Genomic DNA, 20,285 nt, shown 5'->3' on the forward strand with positions numbered 1-20,285 from the left:
GCTCAACTGGCGGGCATGTCCACTTTGCGCCGCAAGGCGATGCCAGTCCTGGCCGCGATCGCGGCCCTTGCCCAGCCGACGGTCGCCGCGCCGCTGCTGGCCGATGGCGGCTATGGCATCTGGCTGGAAGACGGGCAGGGCGCACGCATCCGGATCGGCGCGCTGGAGGTTGGCGCGGGCGCCTATCGCCTGTCCATGAACGATGCGCCCTTTACCGACCAGTTCCTGTCGATGCGGCCGTTCAAATGCCTCGAAGGGCCGGACAAGATGTGGTGCCACGTACCCTATCCCTATCCCAACCGGCATGACCTGAACGCCGGGCCGACCGATCTGGAATACGACCTGCTGTTCGTCTGGAAGGGCAAGGGCGATTACGGCATCGACATGTGGAACGGGCTTTATTACGCGCTGGCGCGCGACGGCAGCGGCCTGACCGGCGCGGTGCATGAAATGAACATGGACATGCTGGCGGTGCCGCCGGTTGCGGGCGATCTGCGCCCGATCGCACCCGGCGACCTGCACCAGGCCGACCCCGACAGCCACTGGCTGCCGGTGTTGCGGGTGCTGCCGGATTGAAAGCCCGCGCTAGCGATGCATCGGATCGCCGCGCGCCAGCGCCAGGTGGTGCGCCGGATGATGGTTGCCGGTGGCCAGCAATCCGAAGAAGCCAAGCGCCCGGATCGCCGCGGCCTCCTCGGGGTCGGTGACAATCCAGACCAGCCCTCGAGCGCCGATCTCGACCTCCGACCGCCAGCCGGTCTCGGCCGCCAGCACGGCTGCGTGCGCCGGCACCATGCGCTGCGCCGCATCGGCGCCGGGCGCCCCGTCGGCGACAGTCATGCGCAGCCCGTCCGGTACCGCGTCCTCGGATACGACAAGGGTCAGCGCCACGGTGTTCATGTCCTGCAGATGCAGGCGCAGCGCGGCGATGTCGACGCGGCTCCAGTCGGTCGCGGGATCGGTTCGCAGCAGCGCGACGATCTCGGCGATCGCGGCAAAGGCGCCTTGTCCGGGTTCCTGTACCGCGTCCGGCGCACGGTAGACCGTGTGGGTCGCGTGCTGCGCCACGCCGGGGACGGCGAAGGTGGTGGCAACGGCAAGGGCAATAGCGAGTGGGCGGATCATCGGGACCTCCGGCTGACTTGGGCGTTTGACGATAGACGTCCGGCGGCGCCGGGCTTATGATCCCGATCATGATCGGTCCGCCTTTCGACAGCCTTCCCGAAGCCGCCTTGCGCCGCGTCGCGTTGGCCCAGGGCGACCGGCTGTTCGCCGAAGCCGACCGTGCCGACGCGATCTTTGCGATCGAGACCGGATCGGTGCATTTGGTCCGGGTCACCGTCGAGGGCCAGCGTGTCGTGATCGCGCGCGCCGGGCCGGGCGCGACCTTGGCCGAGGCGGCGCTTTTCGCGGACCGCTATCATTGCGACGCGGTGGCGATCGAGCCGGCAATGGCGTGGCGGATCGACAAGTCGGCGGTGCTTGCGGCGTTGCGGGCAGGAGGCGATTTCGCGGAAACGCTGTGCGCGCATCTGGCGGGCCAGGTGCGGCAGGAACGGCTGCGGCGCGAGATCATCGCGATCCGGTCGGCCGAGGACCGGGTGCTTGCGGCGCTGGTGGGGCTAGGCCAGCCCGGCACCGTCACCGCCTTTGCCGCCGAGATCGGTCTGACGCAGGAGGCCTGCGCGCGGGCGCTGACGCGGCTGGTCGCGGCGGGGCGCGTGAGCAAGGTTGCGCGCGGTCGTTATGCCGCGCGCTGACGTTCAATCAGAGATCGCCTTGTTCTTTTCGACGTCGCTGATCGAGGTCAGGTAGGCCAGGATGAAGTCCTGGACGGTGCGATCCTCGATGCCGACATGGCGCATCTTGGTGCCGGGCATGAAACCCTTGTTGTCTTCCATCCAGGCGCGCAGGGCCGCGGGGGTCCAGACGATGCCCGACGCTTCGAGCGCGATGGAATAATCGTATCCCTCGTAGCTGCCCGCAGCGCGATAGACCACGTCTTCCAGCGGCGGGCCGTAGGACGGGTCGGTCGAGTCCACCGCGTGGCAGCGGCGGCATTCGCGGTCGAAAAGGGTTTCGCCGGCGTCGATCTTGATCATGTCGAAGGTGTCTGCCAGCGCGGGGGACGTGGCGAGGCACAGGGCGGCAAGGGTCGTCAGGCGGGTCATGGTCTGGTCCTTCCTATGATGCAGCGACGCTAGGCGCCCGCCGCGGGTCCGGATTTGATCCAACTCAAAAGCGGCGCTCCGCGCGCCTGTCCTTTGGTCGTATTTTGGTGCGGTTTTCCGCTGCTAGGCTGGCGCGGACAGACTGGGAGGAGTCTCATGAGCATTCTGGCTACGATCCGCGCCGCCGGCGCGGCCTTGGTTCTGACCGCATCCGCCACGCTGGCGGAAATGCCGGTGCTGCGTGCCGCGGTCCTGGAATTCGGCACGGTGAACTGGGAACTGGACAGCATCACCCATCATGGCCTGGACAAGGCCAACGGGTTCGCGTTGCAGGTTCAGGGCATGGCGGGCGGGTCCGCCGCGCAGATCGCGTTCCAGGGCGGCGAGGCGGATGTGATCGTGTCCGACTGGTTGTGGGTGGCGCGACAGCGCGCGGCGGGCAAGGATTACGTTTTCATCCCCTATTCCAAGGCCGTGGGCGCGCTAATGGTGCCCGGCGACAGCCCGGCGCAATCGCTGGCCGACCTCGCGCGCGGCAAGATCGGCATCGCGGGCGGGCCGCTGGACAAGTCCTGGCTGATCCTTCAGGCCTTCGCCGCGCAGCAGGGCGTCGACCTCGTGGCCTCGACCGAACAGGTTTTCGGCGCGCCGCCGCTGATCTTCAAGACCGCGCTGCAGGGTGAATTGGATGGCGCGATCAACTTCTGGCACTTCCTGGCCAAGATGGAGGCGGCGGGCATGCGCAAGCTGGTCACCGTCGACGAGGCCGCGCAGGCGCTTGGACTTGACCCTGAAACGCCGCTGCTGGGCTATGTGATGCGCGGCGAGATGCTGCGCGACAACCCCGAACTGGTTCATGGCCTTGCCGCGGCCTCGCGCGCCGCCAAGGAAATGCTGGCCGGCGACGATGCCGAATGGGAGCGGCTGCGTCCGCGAATGAACGCCGAGACCGATGCGCAATTCGCCAAGCTGGTCGAAGGTTACCGGGCCGGTATCCCCAATCCGGGCCCGGTGGACGAGGCAGCCGCGGCCAAGATGCTGAAGCTGATGGCCGAATTGGGCGGCGAAGAGCTGTTGGGCCCGGTCACCGAACTGCCCGAGGGTGTCTTTGTCCAGCCCGGCAGCTGAACAGGTGCCCCTGCGCCTGGTCGGAACCGGGGCGACCGGCGCCCCGGTCGTCGCGCGTCTGCGGATCGACGGGTTGTCGCTGCAGGGCCGGCCGGTGCTCGGCGCCATCGACCTGACGTTGCGCGCAGGCGAAACGGCGGCGCTGACCGGACCGTCGGGCATCGGCAAGACGACGCTGCTGCGCGCCCTGGCCGGGCTCGGCCCTGGTTTTTCCGGCGAAAGGCAGGTGCCGGACCGTCTGGGATACGTCTTTCAGGAACCGACGCTGATGCCCTGGTGCAGCCTGCGTGACAACATCGTGCTGACCGCCGGGGTTCCGGCCGGGCAGGCCGACAAGGCGCTGGCCGAGGTCGGGCTGGGCGGGCGCGGCGACGACTTTCCCCGGCAGCTTTCGCTGGGCCAGCAGCGCCGCCTGTCGCTGGCCCGCGCCTTCGCCGCCGACCCCGATCTGCTGCTGCTGGACGAACCCTTCGTGTCGCTTGACCCGGCGCTGGCCGACGAGATGATGACCCTGTTCGAGACGCTGCGCGCCGGCCGTGGCATGGCCACGCTGGTCGTCACCCACAGCGAAGACGAGGCGCGACGGCTGGCCCGCCGCATCCTGCGGCTGGAGGGCCATCCGGCGCGGCTGGTGGAAACGGCCGGCTGATCGGGTTCAGAAGGACGGCGCGTAGCGCCAGTTGTCGGCATCCGGCGTGACTTCGTCCAGGTCGTATCCCGCCGCCTGCAGGCGTTGCGCGACCGGCAGCCCGTCTTTCGCGGCCTCATCGACGAATTGCCGCCCCAGGGCCTCGTCCTGTCCGATGCCGAAGCCGCGGATCAGGTTCAGGCCGTGGTTGAACTTGCCGACCGGGTCGCCGGCCTCGGCGGCCTGCCGGTCCCATTCGGCGGCAGCGTCGGGGTTGAATTCGCCGCCATTGCCGTTCTGTTCCATGTAGGACATCCAGGTCATCGCGCCGGTATAGCCTTGCGTCGCGCAATTGGTGAACAGCTTGCGGGCGTCCAGATGCGCGCCCATCTTGGTCAGCGCATAGCCGGTCGAACACAGCACCATGTCGGTCTCGCCGCGCGCGGCGCGGTCGATGAAGCTTTCCCAGGTCATCTCGTCGGGGTTCAGCGTACCGAGGTCGTCTTCGGCCTCGGTCGCGCTGATCGGCGCAGCGGCGAGGGTGGTCAACAGGGCGATCCGGATCAGCATGGCAGTCCTCCTGCGCAAACCCATATCACGTATGCGTCTTTGCCGCAGCGCCCTTATGGTCGTAGCTCAGCCTTTGCGGCGGATCATGCCGCGCGCCGGGTCGTAGCCCCACAGCGCCGCGCCCAGAAACGCCGCCGTGGCGGCGATGACCACGACCAATGCCAGCGGTTCCAGCCGGAGGTAGAGCGCAAAGCGGATCAGTTCGACCACGTGCGTGAACGGGTTCAGGGCGCAGATGTCGTGCAGAAGACGTGAGGATTCCGCCATCTTCCAAAGCGGATAGAGCGCGGAGCTGAGAAAGAACATCGGGAAGATGACGAAATTCATCACGCCGGCGAAATTCTCCAATTGCCGGATCAGGCTCGACAGCGCCAGCCCGAGCGCGCCCAGCATCAGCCCGCCCAGGACCAGCGCCGGCAGCACCGTGACATATCCCCATCCCGGCAGCGTGATGCCAAAGGCCCAGGCCACGGCGAGAAAGGCATAGACCTGCAGGACCGAAATGAATGTCGCCCCGCAAAGCTTTGAAAACAGGAGAAACCAGCGCGCCACAGGTGCCGTCAGCAAAAGCCGCATCGATCCCATTTCGCGATCGTAGACCAGGCTGAGCGCGCTTTGCATGCCGTTGAACAGCAGGATCATGCCGCACAGGCCGGGTACGATGTAGGTCTCATAGGTGATGTAGGTCTGGTAGGGTGGGATGATCGACAGGCCGAGCGCTGCGCGGAACCCCGCAGCGAAGACCAGGAGCCAGACCAGGGGGCGCACCAGCGCGGCGACGAACCGTTCGCGCTGATGGATGAATCGCAGCGCTTCGCGCCAGACGATCGCGCGGAACGCCCGCCAGCGGTGCATCAGGCGGTCTCCCGTGTTCGGGCGAGAAACCAGGCCTCCAACGTGGCATCGCCTTGCAGGGCGTGCGCCGTGCCGTCCGCCTGCAGCCGACCGCGATGCAGAAGCAACAGGCGGTCATCGGGCCGAACCTCGTCGGTCAGATGGGTGGCCCAAAGCACCGTCAGCCCATCCAGCGCCGCCAGCGCGTGGACATGGTCGACCAGCGCGGCCCGGGTGCCGGGGTCCAGCCCGACGCTGGGCTCGTCCAGCAGCAGAACGGCGGGGTCATGCAGCAGCGCACGGGCGATCTCGACCCGCCGCCGATGTCCGCCGTTCAGCACGCGCACGCGTTCGCCCGCCCGTTCGCGCATCTCCATGCGCTCCAGGGCGGCGTCGATCCGGCGCATGGCGCCGCGACCGCCCAACCCGTGCAGCGCCGCGAAATAGCGCAGGTTCTGTACCACGCTCAGATCGAGATCCAGCGTTGGTTGCTGGAATACCACGCCGATCCGGGCCAGCGCCGCATAGGGCGCGCGCGCCAGATCGTTCCCGGCGATCTCGATCCGGCCGTGCGGCGCCACGAACAGCCGGGTGAGCAGGGCGAACAGGGTCGACTTGCCGGCGCCGTTCGGCCCCAGCAGCGCCGCGAACCGGCCCGGCTCCAGCGCGAAAGACACCGCCGCCAGGGCCGGCTTGGCACCATAGGAAAAACTCAGGTCGGACACGCGCAGGCTCATCGCTGCAGCCTATCGCGCGACGCCAAGGCCGCAAGCCGTCCGTCGGCTTCATCTTGCGGAAAAAACTCCGGGGGAGTCCGCCCCTGGCGGACGGGGGCAGCGCCCCCCGCACCCGTGACACCGGACAGGGCGTTCGAGGCCGAGAGACGAGGCGGGCGCCGGGCATCCGCCCGGCGCCCGCCCCCGGGCGACGCGCAAGGCGCGGCGCAATCCCTCATTCGATGGTGATCTCCAGCCGTTGCGTCTCGCCGGTCGAACCGGGCACCTTGAGGTAATAGGAACCCGGTTTGATCGCCACGAACCCGATCTCCATCTCGCCCGCCTCGTCGAATTCGATGCTGTCCAGTCCCAGCGGCCGGATCTCCAGCCCCTCCACCACGATCTCGTCGATCCAGATCGCCCGGAAGAATTCCGGCCCGACCAGCGCCAGCTCCTGGCTGCCGTCGCCCTGGATCTCGAATTCGTAATAGGTGCCGGATTTGAGCACCCAGGGCGCGCCGGTCAGCGGCATGCCCGCGGAAAGCTGGATCGGCTCGAGGTCCTGTTTGTTCTTGGCCGACAACAATCCCGCCAGGCCGAAGCCGCGGTCGTCATCATCGTCTGCCAGGGCGCCGAACGGCAGCGCGGCGATCAACAGGGCGGAGAGTGTCGTCTTGGTCATGGTCGTGTCCTTGCGGTGGCTGTCCGGGGTCGCAGGTCCCCGGGGGGCCGGGTGTAGGGTGGTTTTCCACCCCACCGTGCCCGGCGGTTCAATCGGTGGGCCGAAAGGCCGCGCCCCAGGGAAAACGGCCGACCTTGATGGTCTTGATCGCCTCGCGCTTGGCCACGTCGACCACGGTCACATCGCCCGACACGCCGTTGGTCGTGAACAACAGCGACCGGTCGGCATTGAATTCCATGTGCCAGACCCTGCGGCCCACCAGGATGTAGTCCTCGACCGCGTATGTCGCGGCGTTCACGACCGCGACATGGTTCGAGGGTCCAAGAGCCACGAAGGCGTGGCTGTCGCCGGCGGTGAATTCGAACCCGACCGGCTGGACGCGGTCGGGATGCACGCCCTTGACCGCGAATTCGATCTTGGCCTTTTCGGCCTGTGTGGCGACGTCGAAGATCGTGATCGTGCCGCCGATTTCGGAAGACACCCACAATTCCGTGCCGTCCTTGACGAACTCGGCGTGGCGCGGACGCGAAGCGACCAGCGTGTTGGCAAAAAGCGACTGGCTTTCGGTGTCGATCCAATGCGCCATGTTGGTGGTTTCCGACGTGGTGATGGCGATCTTGCCGTCGGGGCTGACCGCCATGCCTTCGGGTTCGATGCCGACATCTATCTGCGCCACCACGGTGCGGGTCTGCGTGTCGACCACCGTTGTGATCGCGTCATCCTCGTTGGCGATATAGAGATGGCGGTTGTCGGGATGCAGCACGAATTGCTCGGGGTCCTCGCCCGAGGGCAGGTCGTGCAGGATTTCTCCTGTATCAGGGTCCATGACCTGCACCGCGTCGCTGTCCGACGCGCAGATATAGACCACCGAATGATCCTTGGAGAAGGTGATGCCGCGCGGGCGCTCGCCGGTCGGGATGGTGCGGGTCACTTCCAGCGTCTCGATATCGATCACGCTGATCGTGTCGTCCTTTTCGTTGGTCACCCAGATTTCGTCCGCCAGGGCCGGGGACGCGAAAGCAAGCATCAGCAGGATCGGGGAAAGGTTCATTGCGTGGGTCCACTGGCCGGTGTTGCGCCGCGTATTTTCGAAAGAGAAGAAGATCATGGCGTGAAGGCCTCGCAGCGGCTTTCCGGGGCATCGACGCCGAGCGTGTCCTGTTCATTGACCTGATGCAGGAACCCCTCGAGCGGCGCCTGTGCCACCAGCGCCGAGCCGGTGACCAGCGGGATCGGCTGGCGCAACTGGCCGTTCCAGGGCCGGAAGGTCATCGGCCGGCCCTTGAAGCCGGCCAGTTCGAAATCCGGGCCCAGCAGAAAGGCGCGCAGGGTGGCGGGGTCGGCCGAACCGGTGCGCGTCACCGCCTCGCCGATGGCGCGCACGGCGGCCCAGGCGGCGTAGTCGCGGCTTTGCATGGCGCGGGCATTGGCCTTGACGAAGCGCGATTGAAGCTGCGCAGCACCCCATTGTTCGACCACCCGGTCCCACGCCACCGGCATCAGCCCTTCGGACCCGGCGACCGGGCGCGGCTCCCACGTGTTGTAGGCGATGTAGCGGGCGAAATCGTTGGCCTCGTCGGCGACCAGCAGAACGTCGTGACGGCCGAGATCCTGGGTGAAAAGCGGCACTTCCTGGGCCGCGTTGCGGCGCATGTCGGCGTCGAAGGCCCAGACCTTGGCCGCGCCGATCTTCAGGCCGAACTTGGTGGCCGAGCGGTCGAGCGCCTCCGCGAATGCAGCGTCACCGGGTGATTGGCCCCGGACAAGCGCCAATGCGGTCCATCGACGGGCGACCAGGAACTGCATCAGCGCGTCGGCCAGCATCGCGCGCGAGGGCAGGGTATGAAGCAGATTGGCGCGGCAGCCCGTATCGCGCAGGTCGGTTTCGGCGGCGCTGGTGTTGAACAGCAACGCCCCGGCGGCTTCGGGCAGATCGGCGATGGCCTGCTGGGTCGCCGCCGGCGCATCCAGCACCAGCAGCCGGCTTTCGCCGAGCGCCGCGCGCGCCGCGGCCAACAGATCTCCGCCCGGTGCGACCGAGGTGACCGCGAGCGTGTGGCTTTGCCCCAGAAAGCGCCCGGTCGTGGCGTTGTCGTCCACCGCCAGAAGCGCCCCGGCCAGCCCCAGGTCTTCCGGGATCGGATCGAGATTGGACAAGGTCGGCGGCGGCTCCACCTCGAGGCGGAGGTAGTGCATCGACACCTCGACCGCACTTGCCGCCGCAGCGGACAGACCGACCAGGACCGACAATGCGGCCAGCAGGGTTTTCATCGCGCCTCCCTTTTCGAGGACGGTATCGGTTGCGGGCGCGCGCTCAATACGACCAATGTCGCAGCGCGGTGGCGCCGGTTCCCGCGGGCGCGCCACGAAAGTCCCATTTCCGCATCGCGCGCGGTTTCCTATCAAGGCGTCAAGGCGCAGGCGCGTGCAAACGGGCGCGTGCAAAGAGGAGACGGAAAGATGGGAAAGACGATGCGGATCACGGCGCTGGCGACGGCGATGTCGGTTGCGATGGCGGGGCAGGGCCTGGGTCATGGCGATGTCGCGCCGCAGGCTGTGGACACCACGGGTCTGCCGGAAACGGGCGAGGAATGGCTGACCGAAAACCCCTATCGGGCCGAGGCGGTGGGCGAGGAGACCTGGGCGCTGGCGATCGAGATCGGCGCGTCCGGCTACAACCAGAACTGCGCGCGGTGCCACGGGCTCGAGGCGATTTCGGGCGGGCTCGCACCGGACCTGCGCTATCTGGAGGCCGAGGAATACGGCGACGAATGGTATGTCGAGCGTTTCAGGGAGGGCTACACCCAGAATGGCATCACCAAGATGCCGGCCTTCGGCGAATTGCTGGGGCAGGAAGCCGCCTGGGCGATCCGCACCTATATCGAGACGCGCCCCGACGATGGCAGCATGGAAGACGTGGCGGACGAGTTGAAGGCCATCCGCGACACGCTTGCAGGCTGGGCGACCGATCCCGGCGGCGCCGATCCCGACGCCGTGAAGACGCGGCTCGACGAGATCGCGGGCAGCATCGAGACCTTGTCGGGCGCGCCGGTGGCCGACAGTGCGGCCAGCCGCGCCTACGCGCTGATCGACGGTACGGAAGGTGCCTATGCACGGGCGGCCGAGGCCTTGACCATCGGCTTGTCGGCGGCAAACTGACAGCGTTCGTCAACGCGGCAGGGGAGAGCCGGGTGACAAAAATCTGGTCAGATTTTTGCAAAAGCCTTGCAAGGCTTTTCGCGCCGGCGGCCTTTGCGGCGCTGACGGCCGGGGCTGCTCTGGCGGCGGATCCGTGCGCCGATCATGTGCCCCAGCCCAAGCCGCAGAATGCCAGCCGTGACATCGTCGGTCAGGACATCGACCAGATCACCGAGCGCGGCTACATGACCTTCGCGGTCTACGAGGATCATGCGCCCTACAGCTGGGAAGACCGCGGTCAACCGCGCGGCGTCGACGTGGAAATCGCCCGGCTGATCGCGGCGTATATCGGTGTCGAGGCGCGTTTCCGCTTTGTCGCCGCGGGCGAGAACCTGGATGCCGACCTGCGCCACAACATCTGGCAGGGGCCGATCCTGGGCGGGGCGGTCAGCAATGTCATGCTGCGCGTGCCTTACGATTCCAGCTTTCAATGCCGGGTCGAGCAGGTCGTGTTTCCCGGCCAGTACCAGGTGGAATCGCTGGCCATCGCCTATTCCGAGGCGTCTTATCCGGACAGCAAGCCGGTGCCGGCCTATTTCCGTTTCGACACGGTTGCGGTCGAGAACGATTCGATCGCCGATTTCTACCTGACCTCCTTTGCCGGCGGGCAGACTGCGGCCGGGGTGCGGCGCTATCCGTCCATGCAAGCGGCGATGGCGGCGCTGAACGCGGGTGAGGTGATGGCGGCGATGGGTCCCCTGGCGCAACTGGAATATTTCGCCGCGGATGGCGTGGCGATCCACCAGCCGCCGCTGCCGGGGCTTGCGCGGTCGCAATGGACATTGGGCGCGGCGGTGCATTTCGCCTACCGCCCGCTCAGCTACACGGTGGGTGACGCGGTGACCGAGGCGCTGTCGGACGGGCGGATCGCCGGGATCTTCGCGGCATACGGTCTGACCCATAAACCGCCGGAATGGTGAGGCAAACGTTTCGGCGTAGGCCATTGGTCTAATATGCCCCGCGGGGCGGCGCGCCTAGGCTGGCGCCACATGGAAGGAAGTTCTTCATGCAGATGAGCGATTCCCGGGAAATCAACGCCCCGCGGGAGATGGTCTGGGCGGCGATCCTCAGCCCCGAGGTCCTGAAGGAATGCGTGCCGGGTTGCACGGAGCTGACCGGCTCACCCGAAGAGGGTTTCGAGGCCACGGTCGTGCAAAAGGTCGGCCCGGTGAAAGCCACTTTCAAGGGCCAGGTCCTGCTGGAAAACATGGACGCGCCCAACACGGTCACCCTGAACGGCGAGGGCAAGGGCGGGGCCGCCGGATTCGCCAAGGGCGGCGCGGTGGTGCGGCTGGAACCGACCGACGGCGGAACGATGCTGCATTACGATGTCGAGGCCAAGGTCGGCGGCAAGCTGGCACAGCTTGGCAGCCGCATCATCGACGGCTTTGCAAAGAAGATGGCCGATCAGTTCTTTCAGAATTTCCAGGAGGCCATCGAAGGCCCCTCGGACGCGGCGAAAGCCGAGGAAGGCCACGGCACCGAAAACAAGAAGAAGGGCTGGTTCAAGCGGCTTGTGTCGTAGAGTGCTTTTCAAGATCGATTTCGATTGAATTCCCAAGGGAGGAGAAAAATGGCGGAAGTGACGATGACGGTGAACGGCAAGTCCGTGACCCGTTCGGTCAAGGGCAATACCCTGATGACCGATTTCCTGCGCGACGATCTGCGGCTGACCGGCACCCATGTGGGCTGCGATACCAGCCAGTGCGGCGCCTGCGTGATCCATGTGAACGGCGAGGCGGTCAAGGCCTGCACGATGTTCGCCGCCGAGGCGGACGGCGCCGAGGTCAAGACCATCGAGGGCATGGCCAATGCCGACGGATCGCTGTCGGTGATCCAGCAGGCGTTCCAGGATCACCACGGTCTGCAATGCGGGTTCTGCACGCCGGGCATGGTGATGAGCGCCGCTGCGCTGCTCAAGGAAAATCCCAAGCCGACCGAGCACGAGATCCGCGACTACCTGGAGGGCAATATCTGTCGCTGCACCGGGTATCACAACATCGTCAAGGCGATCATGGCGGCGTCCGGCCAGGATGTGAGCGCGATCGCGGCCGAGTGAATTGAGCTTGAGGTGCGTGCAAGCACGCATCCTACCTAGAACCGACTGTAGGGTGCGTGTCTGCACGCACCGACCTCAAGGGGAGGAACTTACATGCCGAAGGATCATGGAATCGGCGCAAGCCCGAAGCGGCGCGAGGACGTCCGCTTTCTGACCGGCGCCGGTCAATACACCGACGACATCAACGTGCACGGCCAGGCATATGTCTATTTCCTGCGTTCCGACGTCGCGCATGGCAAGATCAACAGCATCGACACCTCGGCCGCGGCATCGATGCCCGGCGTGGTGCGCATCTTCACCGGCGCCGATTTCGAAGGCGTGGGCGGTCTGCCCTGCGGCTGGCAGGTCACCGACCGGTTCGGCGAAGTGATGAAGGAACCCGCCCATCCGGTTCTGGCGCAGGGCAAGGTGCGCCATGTCGGCGACCCGATCGCCGCGGTGGTTGCCGACAGCCTGGAAGAGGCGCGCAACGCCGCCGAGGCGATCGTGCTGGACATCAGCGAACTGCCAGCGGTCATGGACATGAAGGCGGCCGTTGCGGGCGGGACGCTGGTGCATGACGATCTGGGCACCAACCTGTGCTACGACTGGGGCTTCGTCGAGGACAATCGCGAGGCGGTGGACAAGGCCATCAAGAGCGCCGCGCATGTCACCACGCTGGAGCTGGTGAACCAGCGCCTGGTCGCCAACCCGATGGAGCCGCGTGTGGCGGTGGGCGATTACAACCGCGCCAACGGTGAATCCACGCTCTACACCACCAGCCAGAACCCGCACGTGATCCGGCTGCTGATGGGTGCCTTCGTGCTGGGCATTCCCGAGCACAAGCTGCGCGTCGTGGCACCGGATGTGGGCGGCGGTTTCGGCACCAAGATCTTTCACTATGCCGAAGAGGCGTTCTGCACCTTCGCGGCCAAGGCCTGCAACCGCCCGGTCAAGTGGACGGCCAGCCGGTCCGAGGCGTTCATGTCGGATGCCCATGGCCGCGACCACGTCACCAAGATCGAACTGGCGCTGGACGCGGACAACAACTTTACCGCCATCCGCACCGAGACCTTCGCGAATATGGGCGCCTACCTGTCGACCTTCGCGCCGTCGGTGCCGACCTGGCTGCACGGCACGCTGATGGCCGGGAACTACAAGACCCCGCTGATCTACGTGAACGTCAAGGCGGTCTTCACCAACACCGTTCCGGTCGATGCCTATCGCGGCGCGGGCCGGCCCGAGGCGACGTTCCAGCTGGAGCGCGTGATCGACAAGGCGGCGCGCGAACTGGGTGTCGATCCGATCGCGTTGCGGCGGCAGAACTTCATCACCGAGTTCCCCTATGCGACCCCGGTCGCGGTGGAATACGACACCGGCGATTACGTCGCCACGATGGACAAGCTTGAAGAGATCGCCGACGTCAAGGGCTTTGCTGCAAGGCGGGCGGAAAGCGAAAAGCGCGGCAAGCTGCGCGGCCTGGGCGTGAACTGCTACATCGAGGCCTGTGGCATCGCGCCGTCGAACCTGGTGGGCCAGCTGGGCGCGCGGGCGGGGCTGTATGACGCTGCCACCGTGCGGGTCAACGCCACCGGTACGATCAGCGTCATGGTCGGCGCCCACAGCCACGGACAGGGTCACGAGACGACCTTCCCGCAAGTGGTGGCCGAGATGCTGGGCATCGACGAAAGCATGATCGACATCGTGCACGGCGACAGCAGCAAAATCCCGTTCGGCATGGGCACCTACGGTTCGCGGTCGCTGGCCGTGTGCGGCAGCGCGATGGTGCGGGCGACCGAGAAGATCATCAACAAGGCCAAGAAGATCGCGGCCCACCTGATGGAAGCCTCGGAAGCCGATATCGAGCTGAAGAACGGCCAGTTCACCGTCGCGGGCACCGACAAGTCGGTGGCCTGGGGCGATGTCACGCTGGCGGCCTACGTGCCGCACAACTACCCGCTCGAGGATATCGAACCGGGGCTGGAGGAGACCGCGTTCTACGATCCGGCCAACTTCACCTATCCCGCCGGCGCCTATGCCTGCGAGGTCGAGGTCGATCCCGAGACCGGCAAGGTCACGATCGAGCGGTTCAGCGCGGCGGATGATTTCGGTAACGTGGTCAACCCGATGATCGTCAGCGGCCAGGTCCATGGCGGGCTGGCCCAGGGCATCGGGCAGGCGTTGCTGGAAAACTGCGCCTATGACGAGAACGGCCAGCTGCTGTCGGCGTCCTACATGGATTACGCCATGCCGCGCGCCGACGATGTGCCGTTCTACGCGGTCGATCATTCCTGCCAGACGCCGTGCACCCACAACCCGCTCGGGGTGAAGGGCTGCGGCGAGGCTGGGGCCATCGGATCGCCGCCATCGGTCATCAACGCGGTGATCGACGCGCTGCAATCGGGCGGTCACAACGTGACGCATATCGACATGCCCGCCTCGCCGTCGCGCGTCTGGGCGGCAATGCACGGCTGATCAAGCGTGGGTGCGAGGGGCCAGCCCCTCGCGCTCCCCGGAGTTTATCTGGCAAGATGAAGGGGCAAGGCCCTTTCGGACGGCCAAGGGAGGAAAGACAAGATGTACTCATTCGACATGGTACGGCCCACGAGCGTCGCGGATGCGGTCAAGGCTTTGGGCAAGGACGAGGCGCAGCCGCTTGGCGGCGGACAGACGCTGATCCCGACACTCAAGCAGCGGCTGGCCAGCCCGTCGGTTCTGGTGAGCCTTGGCGGCATCGCCGAGATCAGGGGCGTGTGCAAGGACGACGCCGGGCGGGTCTGTATCGGCGGCGCCACGACCCACGCAACCGTCGCACGCGAAGCGGCAGCGCATTATCCGGCCTTGGCAAGTCTGGCGGCCAATATCGGCGATCCGGCAGTGCGCAACCGTGGCACGATCGGCGGGTCACTGGCCAACAACGACCCCTCGGCCTGTTATCCGTCGGCGGCGCTGGCTTCGGGCGCGACGATCGTCACCAATGCCCGCGAAATCGCGGCGGACGACTATTTCCAGGGCATGTTCGCCACCGCGCTGAACGAGGGCGAGATCATCACCGAGGTGAAATTCCCGGTGCCCGAGAAAGCCGCCTACATGAAGTTCGAACAGCCCGCGTCGCGCTTTGCGCTGGTGGGTGTGTTCGTGGCCAAATACGCCGATGGCGTGCGCGTCGCCGTGACCGGTGCATCGGAAGGCGGCGTGTTCCGCTGGTCCGAGGCCGAGGCGGCATTGTCGTCGAATTTCTCGGCCGATGCGGTGTCGGGGCTGTCGCTTTCGGGCGATGGCATGATTTCCGACCTGCACGGCTCGGGCGCCTATCGCGCCCATCTCGTGGGCGTGATGACCAAGCGCGCGGTCGCGGCAGCCTGACGACCCGGCGCCCCGGTCCGTCTGGGGCGTTCAAAGCCAGCCCCCGTGCCGTCTTGCCGGTGCGGGGGCGTCTTGTTATCAGGCGGGACCGCAACCATCGAGTGATCCGCCATGCGCGCCGAAGCCCAGAACAACGTCGACAAGATCGAGAAGTCGCTCGAGCTGTTGGGCCAGCGTCTGAATGTCGGCACCGCGCAGCACCGGTTGGAGGAATTCAACGCCCGCGTCGAGGACCCCAATCTGTGGGACGATCCCGAAGCGGCGCAGAAGCTGATGCGCGAGCGCCAGGCGCTGGTGGATGCGATGGAGACCTATGCGTCGATCAAGCAGGAGCTGTCGGATCAGATCGAATTGATCGAACTGGGCGAGATCGAGGACGACGCCGAGGTCGTGGCCGAAGCCGAGGCGGCGCTGAAGGCGCTGGTGGACAAGGCCGCCAAGAAGGAGCTGGAGGCGCTGCTGGACGGCGAGACCGACGGCAATGACAGTTTCCTGGAAATCAAGGCCGGGGCGGGCGGCACCGAGGCCTGCGATTGGGCGCAGATGCTGGCGCGCATGTATGTCCGCTGGGCCGAAAGCCGCGGCTACGAGGTGGAGCTGCAGGAAGAAACGCCGGGTGCGGAGGCAGGCATCAAGTCGGTCACCTACCAGATCCGTGGCAAGAACGCCTATGGCTGGCTGAAATCGGAATCGGGCACGCACCGGCTGGTGCGCATTTCGCCCTTCGGCAAGGGCACGCGCGAGACCTCCTTTGCCGCGGTGGGCGCCTATCCGGTGATCGACGACAATATCGAGATCACCGTGAACCCGGCAGATATCCGCATCGACACCTATCGCAGTTCGGGCGCCGGCGGGCAGCACGTCAACACCACGGATTCGGCCGTGCGGATCACCCACATGCCCACCGGTATCGTCGTCACCAGCTCCGAGAAATCGCAACACCAGAACAGGGACATCGCCATGAAGGCGCTGAAGTCGCGGCTGTATCAGCTGGAACTGGATCGTCGCAACGCCGAGGTCAACGCGCTGCACGAGGCCAAGGGCGACGCGGGCTGGGGCAATCAGATCCGGTCCTACGTCATGCAGCCCTACCAGATGGTCAAGGATCTGCGCACCAGCTTCGAGACGGCGGACATACAGGGTGTGCTGGACGGCGACCTGGACGATTTCATGGCCGCCACGCTGGCGATGAAGGTGGCGGGCAAGAGCCGGGCCGAAGCCACGGCCGAGGATTGAGCCGGCAAATCTCTGGTCAGAGATTTGCAAAAGTCTTTCAAAGACTTTTGCCGCGCTGTTCTCGGGCTGGACAGGAAACGACGGCTGCCTTTTATTGGACCATGGAAACGCGCGGGTCGTGCTCGGGGAGGGGCCGATGCCCGAAGACATGAAAATGGGTGTGCCGGAGCTGGGACGGGCAGACCTGTCGATCCTGCGCGAAGCGCTGCGACGGGGCTGGCGGGACCTGTGGCGCGCGCCCGGACTGGCGTTTTTCTTTGCCGGGGTCTACGTGGTCGGCGGCTGGCTGATGGCCTGGATCACCGCTGCGACCGGGGAAAGCTATTGGCTTGTCCTGGCGGCGATCGGGTTTCCGCTGATCGGTCCTTTCGCGGCGGTGGGGCTTTACGAGACCAGCCGCCGGATCGAGGCGGGCGAGCCACTGGATCGGCGCGCGATCCTGACCGTCGTTCTGCGTCAGTCGGGCCGGCAATTGCCGTCGATCTGCGCGGTGATCGTGATCGTCTTCCTGTTCTGGTTCTTCCTGGCGCACATGATCTTCGCCCTGTTCATGGGCCTTTCGACGATGACCAACGTGTCGACCAGTCTCGAGATCTACGGCACACCCAACGGGTTGACGATGCTGGGCTTCGGAACGTTGGTGGGGGCGGGCTTCGCCACATTGCTGTTCATGATCACCGTTCTGGCCCTTCCGCTTTTGCTGGACCGCGAGATCGACTTCGTCACGGCAATGATCACGTCGTTCCAGTTCGTCGCCAATCAACCTGTCCTGATGCTGGGCTGGGGCGCCTTCATCGCCGTGGTTCTGTTCGTGTCGATGCTGCCCGGATTTCTGGGCTTGCTCTTGTCGCTTCCTGTGCTCGGACACGCGACCTGGCACCTTTACGACATGGTCGCCTACGGTGTCGCACGCGGAGCCGAACACGGCTGAACCGCGGAAGCTGCGCCACCGATTGATTTGCATCAATCGGCCTGACATTCCCTTTGCTACATATGTGAAAGCTGGAAGGTGATCCTTCCGGCGATTTCGGAGGAATGATTTTCAGGAGGACAGAATGCGACCCATGGCCCTTGTTCCCGCATTGATCGGTATCGCCGTTTCGGCTGGCGCAGCCTTCGCGCAGGAGGCGAAGGATCCCGGGGCCGAGGCCTATGCCCAGTATTGCGCCACCTGTCACGGTGCGACCGGAGCCGGGGACGGTCCCCTGACCGAGATGATGACCGCATCGGTGCCGGATCTTCGGACCCTGACCGAACGCCATGACGGCGTCTTTCCGATGCTCGAGGTCATCCACATAATCGACGGACGGACCGGAATGAGGGCTCACGGCGGCCCGATGCCGGTCTATGGCGCCTTGTTCGTCGAGGAAAGCGGTGGAATGACACCGTATTCGGATGTGCTCTACAGCCGCGGCAAGGTCCTGTCGCTGGCCTATTTCCTCGAGCGGATCCAGCAATAGCCGAAGACAAAGCCGGGCGCGGGCGGAATTGAGACGCTCGCGCCCGGTCGACGCTGTCGCGAAACGGTCAGACGAACGGATCGCCGATTTGCAAAAGCGTTCGGTGATAGGGGATCAGGTCGTCCTTGCCGCAGAACCCGGCCGATCGCGCGGCGGCCAGAACCTTGGATGTCTTGCGGCCCAGATATTCGTAGACCAGCCTTTCCACCCGCCGACCCGCCATGCCTTCACGCACCGTGCGCGCGACGTAGCCGACCCAGTAGTTGTTTTCGAATGACGGGATATGGGCCAGGTAGTTGAACGAGGCGGTCGAACTGCCGCGTCGCGATACCAACATCGCCAGACCGTCTTCCTGGGTCAGGATGACACCGCGGAATTCGCGGTTGGCCGGGGTCGTGACCAATCCCTGGGATGCCATAGCCTCTTTTGCCTCGAAACCGCGCAGGAAGGCGTGGTCATCGGCCCGGAACACGTAGATCAAACCCTGGACGAAACGCGCCTCGTCCAGAAAGCTGCGGCGCGCGAAACGATAGAAGCCGGACGGAAAGTCCGCCTCGGGGATCGGGCTGGCGCTGCCGCCGAGGAAATCGACCACGGCGGGATGGCGCAGGATACCCGGTTCGGCCGCCTCGATCTGGTCGACCGGTTCGAGCAGGATTCGCGCATCGACCCCGAAAAAGTCGCAGATCTTGTGCAGGACATCCGGCCGCGGAAAGCTGTCACCGGCGAGGTAGCGGTTGTATTGTGTCCGGTTTATTCCCAATTCCCGGCACAAGGCCGAGATTGATACGGCACTGCTGGACAATTGACGCAGATTGGCGCCGAGCCTGCTGCGCAATTCGGACGGGCTGGGGCCGTTCCGCATCATTTTCTTGTCTTTGGCCATGGTATCGAATTACTTCCGGTTGTGGCCTGGCTTGGCAATACGCGTTTTTCGTGGGTAGGGCGGAACAAATTCCCCAATACTGATGCGGTTTGGCGTCATGCGTGATGCTTACTGGCGACAGGATTGTCACCACGCGACACAAAAATCAACCCGACTGCGCAGGATTAGTCATGTCGTTTCAGAGGTTCTTGTCACAATTTTAACTTGCGAGAGCCGGAAAGGATTAAAGATGGCCGCAAGAATGTTCGGTGTTGTGTTATGGGCCAACGCCAGCGACAGCAAAGCCGTCGTCTGGTGCGAGGATCAGGGCAACCTGGCGTATTATGCCGGGCACCAAGATTGCCCTTCCCATGACGGAATTGCGCTGGACGCCGGCGATCTGATCGAATTCGACATGCGCGAAGAGGCGGATTTACGCCTCGTACGCAATCCGGCGCTTGTCGATGCGGGCCATGCCCCCATGCTTGCCCAAGACCTCAAGAAAGCCACCCCCCAGACCCGTCCGCCGGTCCGATCCGGACCGGCGGACACGGCACAGGTTATCGCGTTCCGGCCAAGACGCGCCAGACCGCTCTACCTGGCCGAGGCCTGACCGCGTCGTTCCCCAAGTACCAGCACACTCACACGACGCGCAAAGAAAGGCGCCGGTTTTCACACCGGCGCCTTTTCTTTTCGCGACTGGGTGACGCCTGCCGACGGTCAATTGCCACGGCTGAGCGCCGCAACGCCGGTGCGGGCGATCTCGACCAATCCCAGCGGCCGCATCAGATCGGCGAAGGCGTCGATCTTTTCCGACGTGCCGGTCAGCTGGAAAACAAAGCTTTCCAGCGTGCTGTCCACCACATGGGCGCGAAAGATATCGGCCAGTCGCAGCGCCTCGACGCGCTTGTCGCCCTGGCCGGCAACCTTGAGCAGCGCCAGTTCGCGCTCCACCGAAGACCCTTCGACCGTCAGGTCATGCACGTCATGCACCGGCACGATCCGGCCCAGCTGGGCCTTGATCTGCTCGATCACCTGCGGCGTGCCCGTGGTGACGATGGTGATGCGGCTCAGATGGCCCTCGTGGTCCACCTCGGCCACCGTCAGGCTTTCGATGTTGTAGCCCCGGCCGGAGAACAACCCGATGACGCGTGCCAGCACGCCGGGTTCGTTTTCCACCAGCACCGCCAGCGTGTGCCGTTCCTGCACGTCCGAGAAATTCGGCCGCAGGTTGTAGGCCGAATGCCTGGACGAGCCCTTCTTGATCTGTAGCGCCGACATCGTTCTTCCTTTCTCGCCAGAGGATCCTTCATCTGGCCGAAAATATCCTCGGGGGGTGTGGGGGGCAGACAGCCCCCCACTTCGGTCGGACGGGGCTTGGCCCGTCCGATCC

General features: G+C 65.5%; 24 protein-coding genes. 14 read left to right on the top strand and 10 right to left on the bottom strand.

Features of this window, described 5'->3' with window-relative positions; translation table 11 throughout:
* Positions 1-15: 15 nt before the first annotated feature.
* Positions 16-576 (top strand): hypothetical protein, encoded by a 561-nt coding sequence (locus tag KUH32_RS13925; protein WP_217779211.1) that lies wholly within the window; start codon positions 16-18, stop codon positions 574-576.
* Positions 577-585: 9 nt separating this feature from the next.
* Here the strand turns inward: KUH32_RS13925 and KUH32_RS13930 are convergent, their stop codons facing one another.
* Positions 586-1,125, bottom strand: coding sequence for a hypothetical protein (locus KUH32_RS13930; protein ID WP_217779212.1), 540 nt, complete (start codon positions 1,123-1,125; stop codon positions 586-588).
* Between the two features lie 68 nt (positions 1,126-1,193).
* On the opposite strand from KUH32_RS13930, the gene KUH32_RS13935 reads away from it, so the two are divergent.
* Positions 1,194-1,760 carry a Crp/Fnr family transcriptional regulator gene (locus tag KUH32_RS13935; RefSeq protein WP_217779213.1) on the top strand — a complete coding sequence of 189 codons (567 nt, stop codon included), beginning with the start codon at positions 1,194-1,196 and terminating at the stop codon, positions 1,758-1,760.
* 3 nt (positions 1,761-1,763) lie between these two features.
* On the opposite strand, the gene KUH32_RS13940 is transcribed toward KUH32_RS13935, so the two are convergent.
* Complete coding sequence (locus KUH32_RS13940) at positions 1,764-2,171, bottom strand: c-type cytochrome (protein ID WP_217779214.1); 408 nt, start codon at positions 2,169-2,171, stop codon at positions 1,764-1,766.
* Positions 2,172-2,327: 156 nt separating this feature from the next.
* Here KUH32_RS13940 and KUH32_RS13945 point away from each other — a divergent pair, with 156 nt between their 5' ends.
* Together KUH32_RS13945 and KUH32_RS13950 are read left to right on the top strand one after the other, a co-directional pair.
* Entirely contained in the window at positions 2,328-3,299 is a 972-nt protein-coding gene (locus tag KUH32_RS13945; RefSeq protein ID WP_217779215.1) for an ABC transporter substrate-binding protein, read from the top strand.
* Between the two features lie 4 nt (positions 3,300-3,303).
* Positions 3,304-3,948, top strand: a complete 645-nt coding sequence (locus KUH32_RS13950; protein WP_348541121.1) for an ATP-binding cassette domain-containing protein — start codon at positions 3,304-3,306, stop codon at positions 3,946-3,948.
* A gap of 6 nt (positions 3,949-3,954) precedes the next feature.
* Here the strand turns inward: KUH32_RS13950 and KUH32_RS13955 are convergent, their stop codons facing one another.
* The 6 genes from KUH32_RS13955 to KUH32_RS13980 all read right to left on the bottom strand — a co-directional run bounded on the left by KUH32_RS13955 (position 3,955) and on the right by KUH32_RS13980 (position 9,000).
* Positions 3,955-4,497 (bottom strand): tetratricopeptide repeat protein, encoded by a 543-nt coding sequence (locus tag KUH32_RS13955; RefSeq protein ID WP_217779216.1) that lies wholly within the window; start codon positions 4,495-4,497, stop codon positions 3,955-3,957.
* Positions 4,498-4,563: 66 nt separating this feature from the next.
* Positions 4,564-5,352: an ABC transporter permease gene (locus KUH32_RS13960; RefSeq protein ID WP_217779217.1), complete on the bottom strand. Its 789-nt coding sequence runs from the start codon at positions 5,350-5,352 to the stop codon at positions 4,564-4,566.
* The gene (locus tag KUH32_RS13965) at positions 5,352-6,068 is read right to left on the bottom strand and encodes an ABC transporter ATP-binding protein (protein ID WP_217779218.1); all 717 of its coding nucleotides are present in this window, start codon (positions 6,066-6,068) and stop codon (positions 5,352-5,354) included. The genes KUH32_RS13960 and KUH32_RS13965 overlap by 1 nt, the downstream gene beginning before the upstream one ends.
* 214 nt (positions 6,069-6,282) lie before the next feature.
* Entirely contained in the window at positions 6,283-6,729 is a 447-nt protein-coding gene (locus KUH32_RS13970; RefSeq protein ID WP_217779219.1) for a hypothetical protein, read from the bottom strand.
* Between the two features lie 88 nt (positions 6,730-6,817).
* Positions 6,818-7,780: a YVTN family beta-propeller repeat protein gene (locus KUH32_RS13975; protein ID WP_217779220.1), complete on the bottom strand. Its 963-nt coding sequence runs from the start codon at positions 7,778-7,780 to the stop codon at positions 6,818-6,820.
* Positions 7,781-7,833: 53 nt separating this feature from the next.
* A complete protein-coding gene (locus tag KUH32_RS13980) occupies positions 7,834-9,000 on the bottom strand; it encodes an ABC transporter substrate-binding protein (RefSeq protein WP_217779221.1) in 1,167 nt (388 codons plus the stop codon).
* A 189-nt stretch (positions 9,001-9,189) separates the two neighbouring features.
* Between KUH32_RS13980 and pedF the strand changes: the two genes are divergently transcribed.
* From pedF to KUH32_RS14025, 9 genes are all read left to right on the top strand, one after another.
* Complete coding sequence (gene pedF, locus KUH32_RS13985; RefSeq protein ID WP_431358193.1) at positions 9,190-9,888, top strand: cytochrome c-550 PedF; 699 nt, start codon at positions 9,190-9,192, stop codon at positions 9,886-9,888.
* A gap of 101 nt (positions 9,889-9,989) precedes the next feature.
* Positions 9,990-10,847 carry a substrate-binding periplasmic protein gene (locus KUH32_RS13990; protein ID WP_254899231.1) on the top strand — a complete coding sequence of 286 codons (858 nt, stop codon included), beginning with the start codon at positions 9,990-9,992 and terminating at the stop codon, positions 10,845-10,847.
* Positions 10,848-10,933: 86 nt separating this feature from the next.
* Entirely contained in the window at positions 10,934-11,452 is a 519-nt protein-coding gene (locus KUH32_RS13995) for an SRPBCC family protein (RefSeq protein ID WP_217779222.1), read from the top strand.
* A gap of 48 nt (positions 11,453-11,500) precedes the next feature.
* Entirely contained in the window at positions 11,501-11,986 is a 486-nt protein-coding gene (locus tag KUH32_RS14000) for a (2Fe-2S)-binding protein (protein WP_217779223.1), read from the top strand.
* A gap of 93 nt (positions 11,987-12,079) precedes the next feature.
* Positions 12,080-14,440, top strand: a complete 2,361-nt coding sequence (locus tag KUH32_RS14005) for a xanthine dehydrogenase family protein molybdopterin-binding subunit (RefSeq protein WP_217779224.1) — start codon at positions 12,080-12,082, stop codon at positions 14,438-14,440.
* 102 nt (positions 14,441-14,542) lie between these two features.
* Positions 14,543-15,331 (top strand): FAD binding domain-containing protein, encoded by a 789-nt coding sequence (locus KUH32_RS14010; RefSeq protein ID WP_217779225.1) that lies wholly within the window; start codon positions 14,543-14,545, stop codon positions 15,329-15,331.
* A gap of 111 nt (positions 15,332-15,442) precedes the next feature.
* Positions 15,443-16,567: a peptide chain release factor 2 gene (prfB, locus tag KUH32_RS14015; protein WP_217779226.1), complete on the top strand. Its 1,125-nt coding sequence runs from the start codon at positions 15,443-15,445 to the stop codon at positions 16,565-16,567.
* A gap of 136 nt (positions 16,568-16,703) precedes the next feature.
* Complete coding sequence (locus KUH32_RS14020; RefSeq protein WP_217779227.1) at positions 16,704-17,498, top strand: DUF2189 domain-containing protein; 795 nt, start codon at positions 16,704-16,706, stop codon at positions 17,496-17,498.
* A gap of 133 nt (positions 17,499-17,631) precedes the next feature.
* The gene (locus KUH32_RS14025) at positions 17,632-18,027 is read left to right on the top strand and encodes a c-type cytochrome (protein WP_254899173.1); all 396 of its coding nucleotides are present in this window, start codon (positions 17,632-17,634) and stop codon (positions 18,025-18,027) included.
* A gap of 67 nt (positions 18,028-18,094) precedes the next feature.
* On the opposite strand, the gene KUH32_RS14030 is transcribed toward KUH32_RS14025, so the two are convergent.
* Complete coding sequence (locus KUH32_RS14030) at positions 18,095-18,895, bottom strand: helix-turn-helix domain-containing protein (protein ID WP_217779229.1); 801 nt, start codon at positions 18,893-18,895, stop codon at positions 18,095-18,097.
* Positions 18,896-19,142: 247 nt separating this feature from the next.
* On the opposite strand from KUH32_RS14030, the gene KUH32_RS14035 reads away from it, so the two are divergent.
* Positions 19,143-19,505 (top strand): hypothetical protein, encoded by a 363-nt coding sequence (locus KUH32_RS14035; RefSeq protein ID WP_217779230.1) that lies wholly within the window; start codon positions 19,143-19,145, stop codon positions 19,503-19,505.
* 107 nt (positions 19,506-19,612) lie between these two features.
* Here KUH32_RS14035 and ilvN read toward each other — a convergent pair whose 3' ends face one another.
* Complete coding sequence (ilvN, locus tag KUH32_RS14040; RefSeq protein WP_217779231.1) at positions 19,613-20,173, bottom strand: acetolactate synthase small subunit; 561 nt, start codon at positions 20,171-20,173, stop codon at positions 19,613-19,615.
* Positions 20,174-20,285: the final 112 nt, after the last annotated feature.

It is taken from the genome of Thalassococcus arenae (genome assembly GCF_019104745.1).
Taxonomy (GTDB): Bacteria; Pseudomonadota; Alphaproteobacteria; order Rhodobacterales; family Rhodobacteraceae; genus Thalassococcus_B; species Thalassococcus_B arenae.

Coding starts and splice junctions, on each gene's coding strand:
- KUH32_RS13925 (WP_217779211.1), top strand. CDS start 16: ATGTCCACTTTGCGCCGCAAGGCGATGCCAGTCCTGGCCGCGATCGCG.
- KUH32_RS13930 (WP_217779212.1), bottom strand. CDS start 1,125: ATGATCCGCCCACTCGCTATTGCCCTTGCCGTTGCCACCACCTTCGCC.
- KUH32_RS13935 (WP_217779213.1), top strand. CDS start 1,194: ATGATCGGTCCGCCTTTCGACAGCCTTCCCGAAGCCGCCTTGCGCCGC.
- KUH32_RS13940 (WP_217779214.1), bottom strand. CDS start 2,171: ATGACCCGCCTGACGACCCTTGCCGCCCTGTGCCTCGCCACGTCCCCC.
- KUH32_RS13945 (WP_217779215.1), top strand. CDS start 2,328: ATGAGCATTCTGGCTACGATCCGCGCCGCCGGCGCGGCCTTGGTTCTG.
- KUH32_RS13955 (WP_217779216.1), bottom strand. CDS start 4,497: ATGCTGATCCGGATCGCCCTGTTGACCACCCTCGCCGCTGCGCCGATC.
- KUH32_RS13960 (WP_217779217.1), bottom strand. CDS start 5,352: ATGCACCGCTGGCGGGCGTTCCGCGCGATCGTCTGGCGCGAAGCGCTG.
- KUH32_RS13965 (WP_217779218.1), bottom strand. CDS start 6,068: ATGAGCCTGCGCGTGTCCGACCTGAGTTTTTCCTATGGTGCCAAGCCG.
- KUH32_RS13970 (WP_217779219.1), bottom strand. CDS start 6,729: ATGACCAAGACGACACTCTCCGCCCTGTTGATCGCCGCGCTGCCGTTC.
- KUH32_RS13975 (WP_217779220.1), bottom strand. CDS start 7,780: ATGAACCTTTCCCCGATCCTGCTGATGCTTGCTTTCGCGTCCCCGGCC.
- KUH32_RS13980 (WP_217779221.1), bottom strand. CDS start 9,000: ATGAAAACCCTGCTGGCCGCATTGTCGGTCCTGGTCGGTCTGTCCGCT.
- pedF (WP_431358193.1), top strand. CDS start 9,190: ATGGGAAAGACGATGCGGATCACGGCGCTGGCGACGGCGATGTCGGTT.
- KUH32_RS13995 (WP_217779222.1), top strand. CDS start 10,934: ATGCAGATGAGCGATTCCCGGGAAATCAACGCCCCGCGGGAGATGGTC.
- KUH32_RS14000 (WP_217779223.1), top strand. CDS start 11,501: ATGGCGGAAGTGACGATGACGGTGAACGGCAAGTCCGTGACCCGTTCG.
- KUH32_RS14005 (WP_217779224.1), top strand. CDS start 12,080: ATGCCGAAGGATCATGGAATCGGCGCAAGCCCGAAGCGGCGCGAGGAC.
- KUH32_RS14010 (WP_217779225.1), top strand. CDS start 14,543: ATGTACTCATTCGACATGGTACGGCCCACGAGCGTCGCGGATGCGGTC.
- prfB (WP_217779226.1), top strand. CDS start 15,443: ATGCGCGCCGAAGCCCAGAACAACGTCGACAAGATCGAGAAGTCGCTC.
- KUH32_RS14020 (WP_217779227.1), top strand. CDS start 16,704: ATGCCCGAAGACATGAAAATGGGTGTGCCGGAGCTGGGACGGGCAGAC.
- KUH32_RS14025 (WP_254899173.1), top strand. CDS start 17,632: ATGGCCCTTGTTCCCGCATTGATCGGTATCGCCGTTTCGGCTGGCGCA.
- KUH32_RS14030 (WP_217779229.1), bottom strand. CDS start 18,895: ATGATGCGGAACGGCCCCAGCCCGTCCGAATTGCGCAGCAGGCTCGGC.
- KUH32_RS14035 (WP_217779230.1), top strand. CDS start 19,143: ATGGCCGCAAGAATGTTCGGTGTTGTGTTATGGGCCAACGCCAGCGAC.
- ilvN (WP_217779231.1), bottom strand. CDS start 20,173: ATGTCGGCGCTACAGATCAAGAAGGGCTCGTCCAGGCATTCGGCCTAC.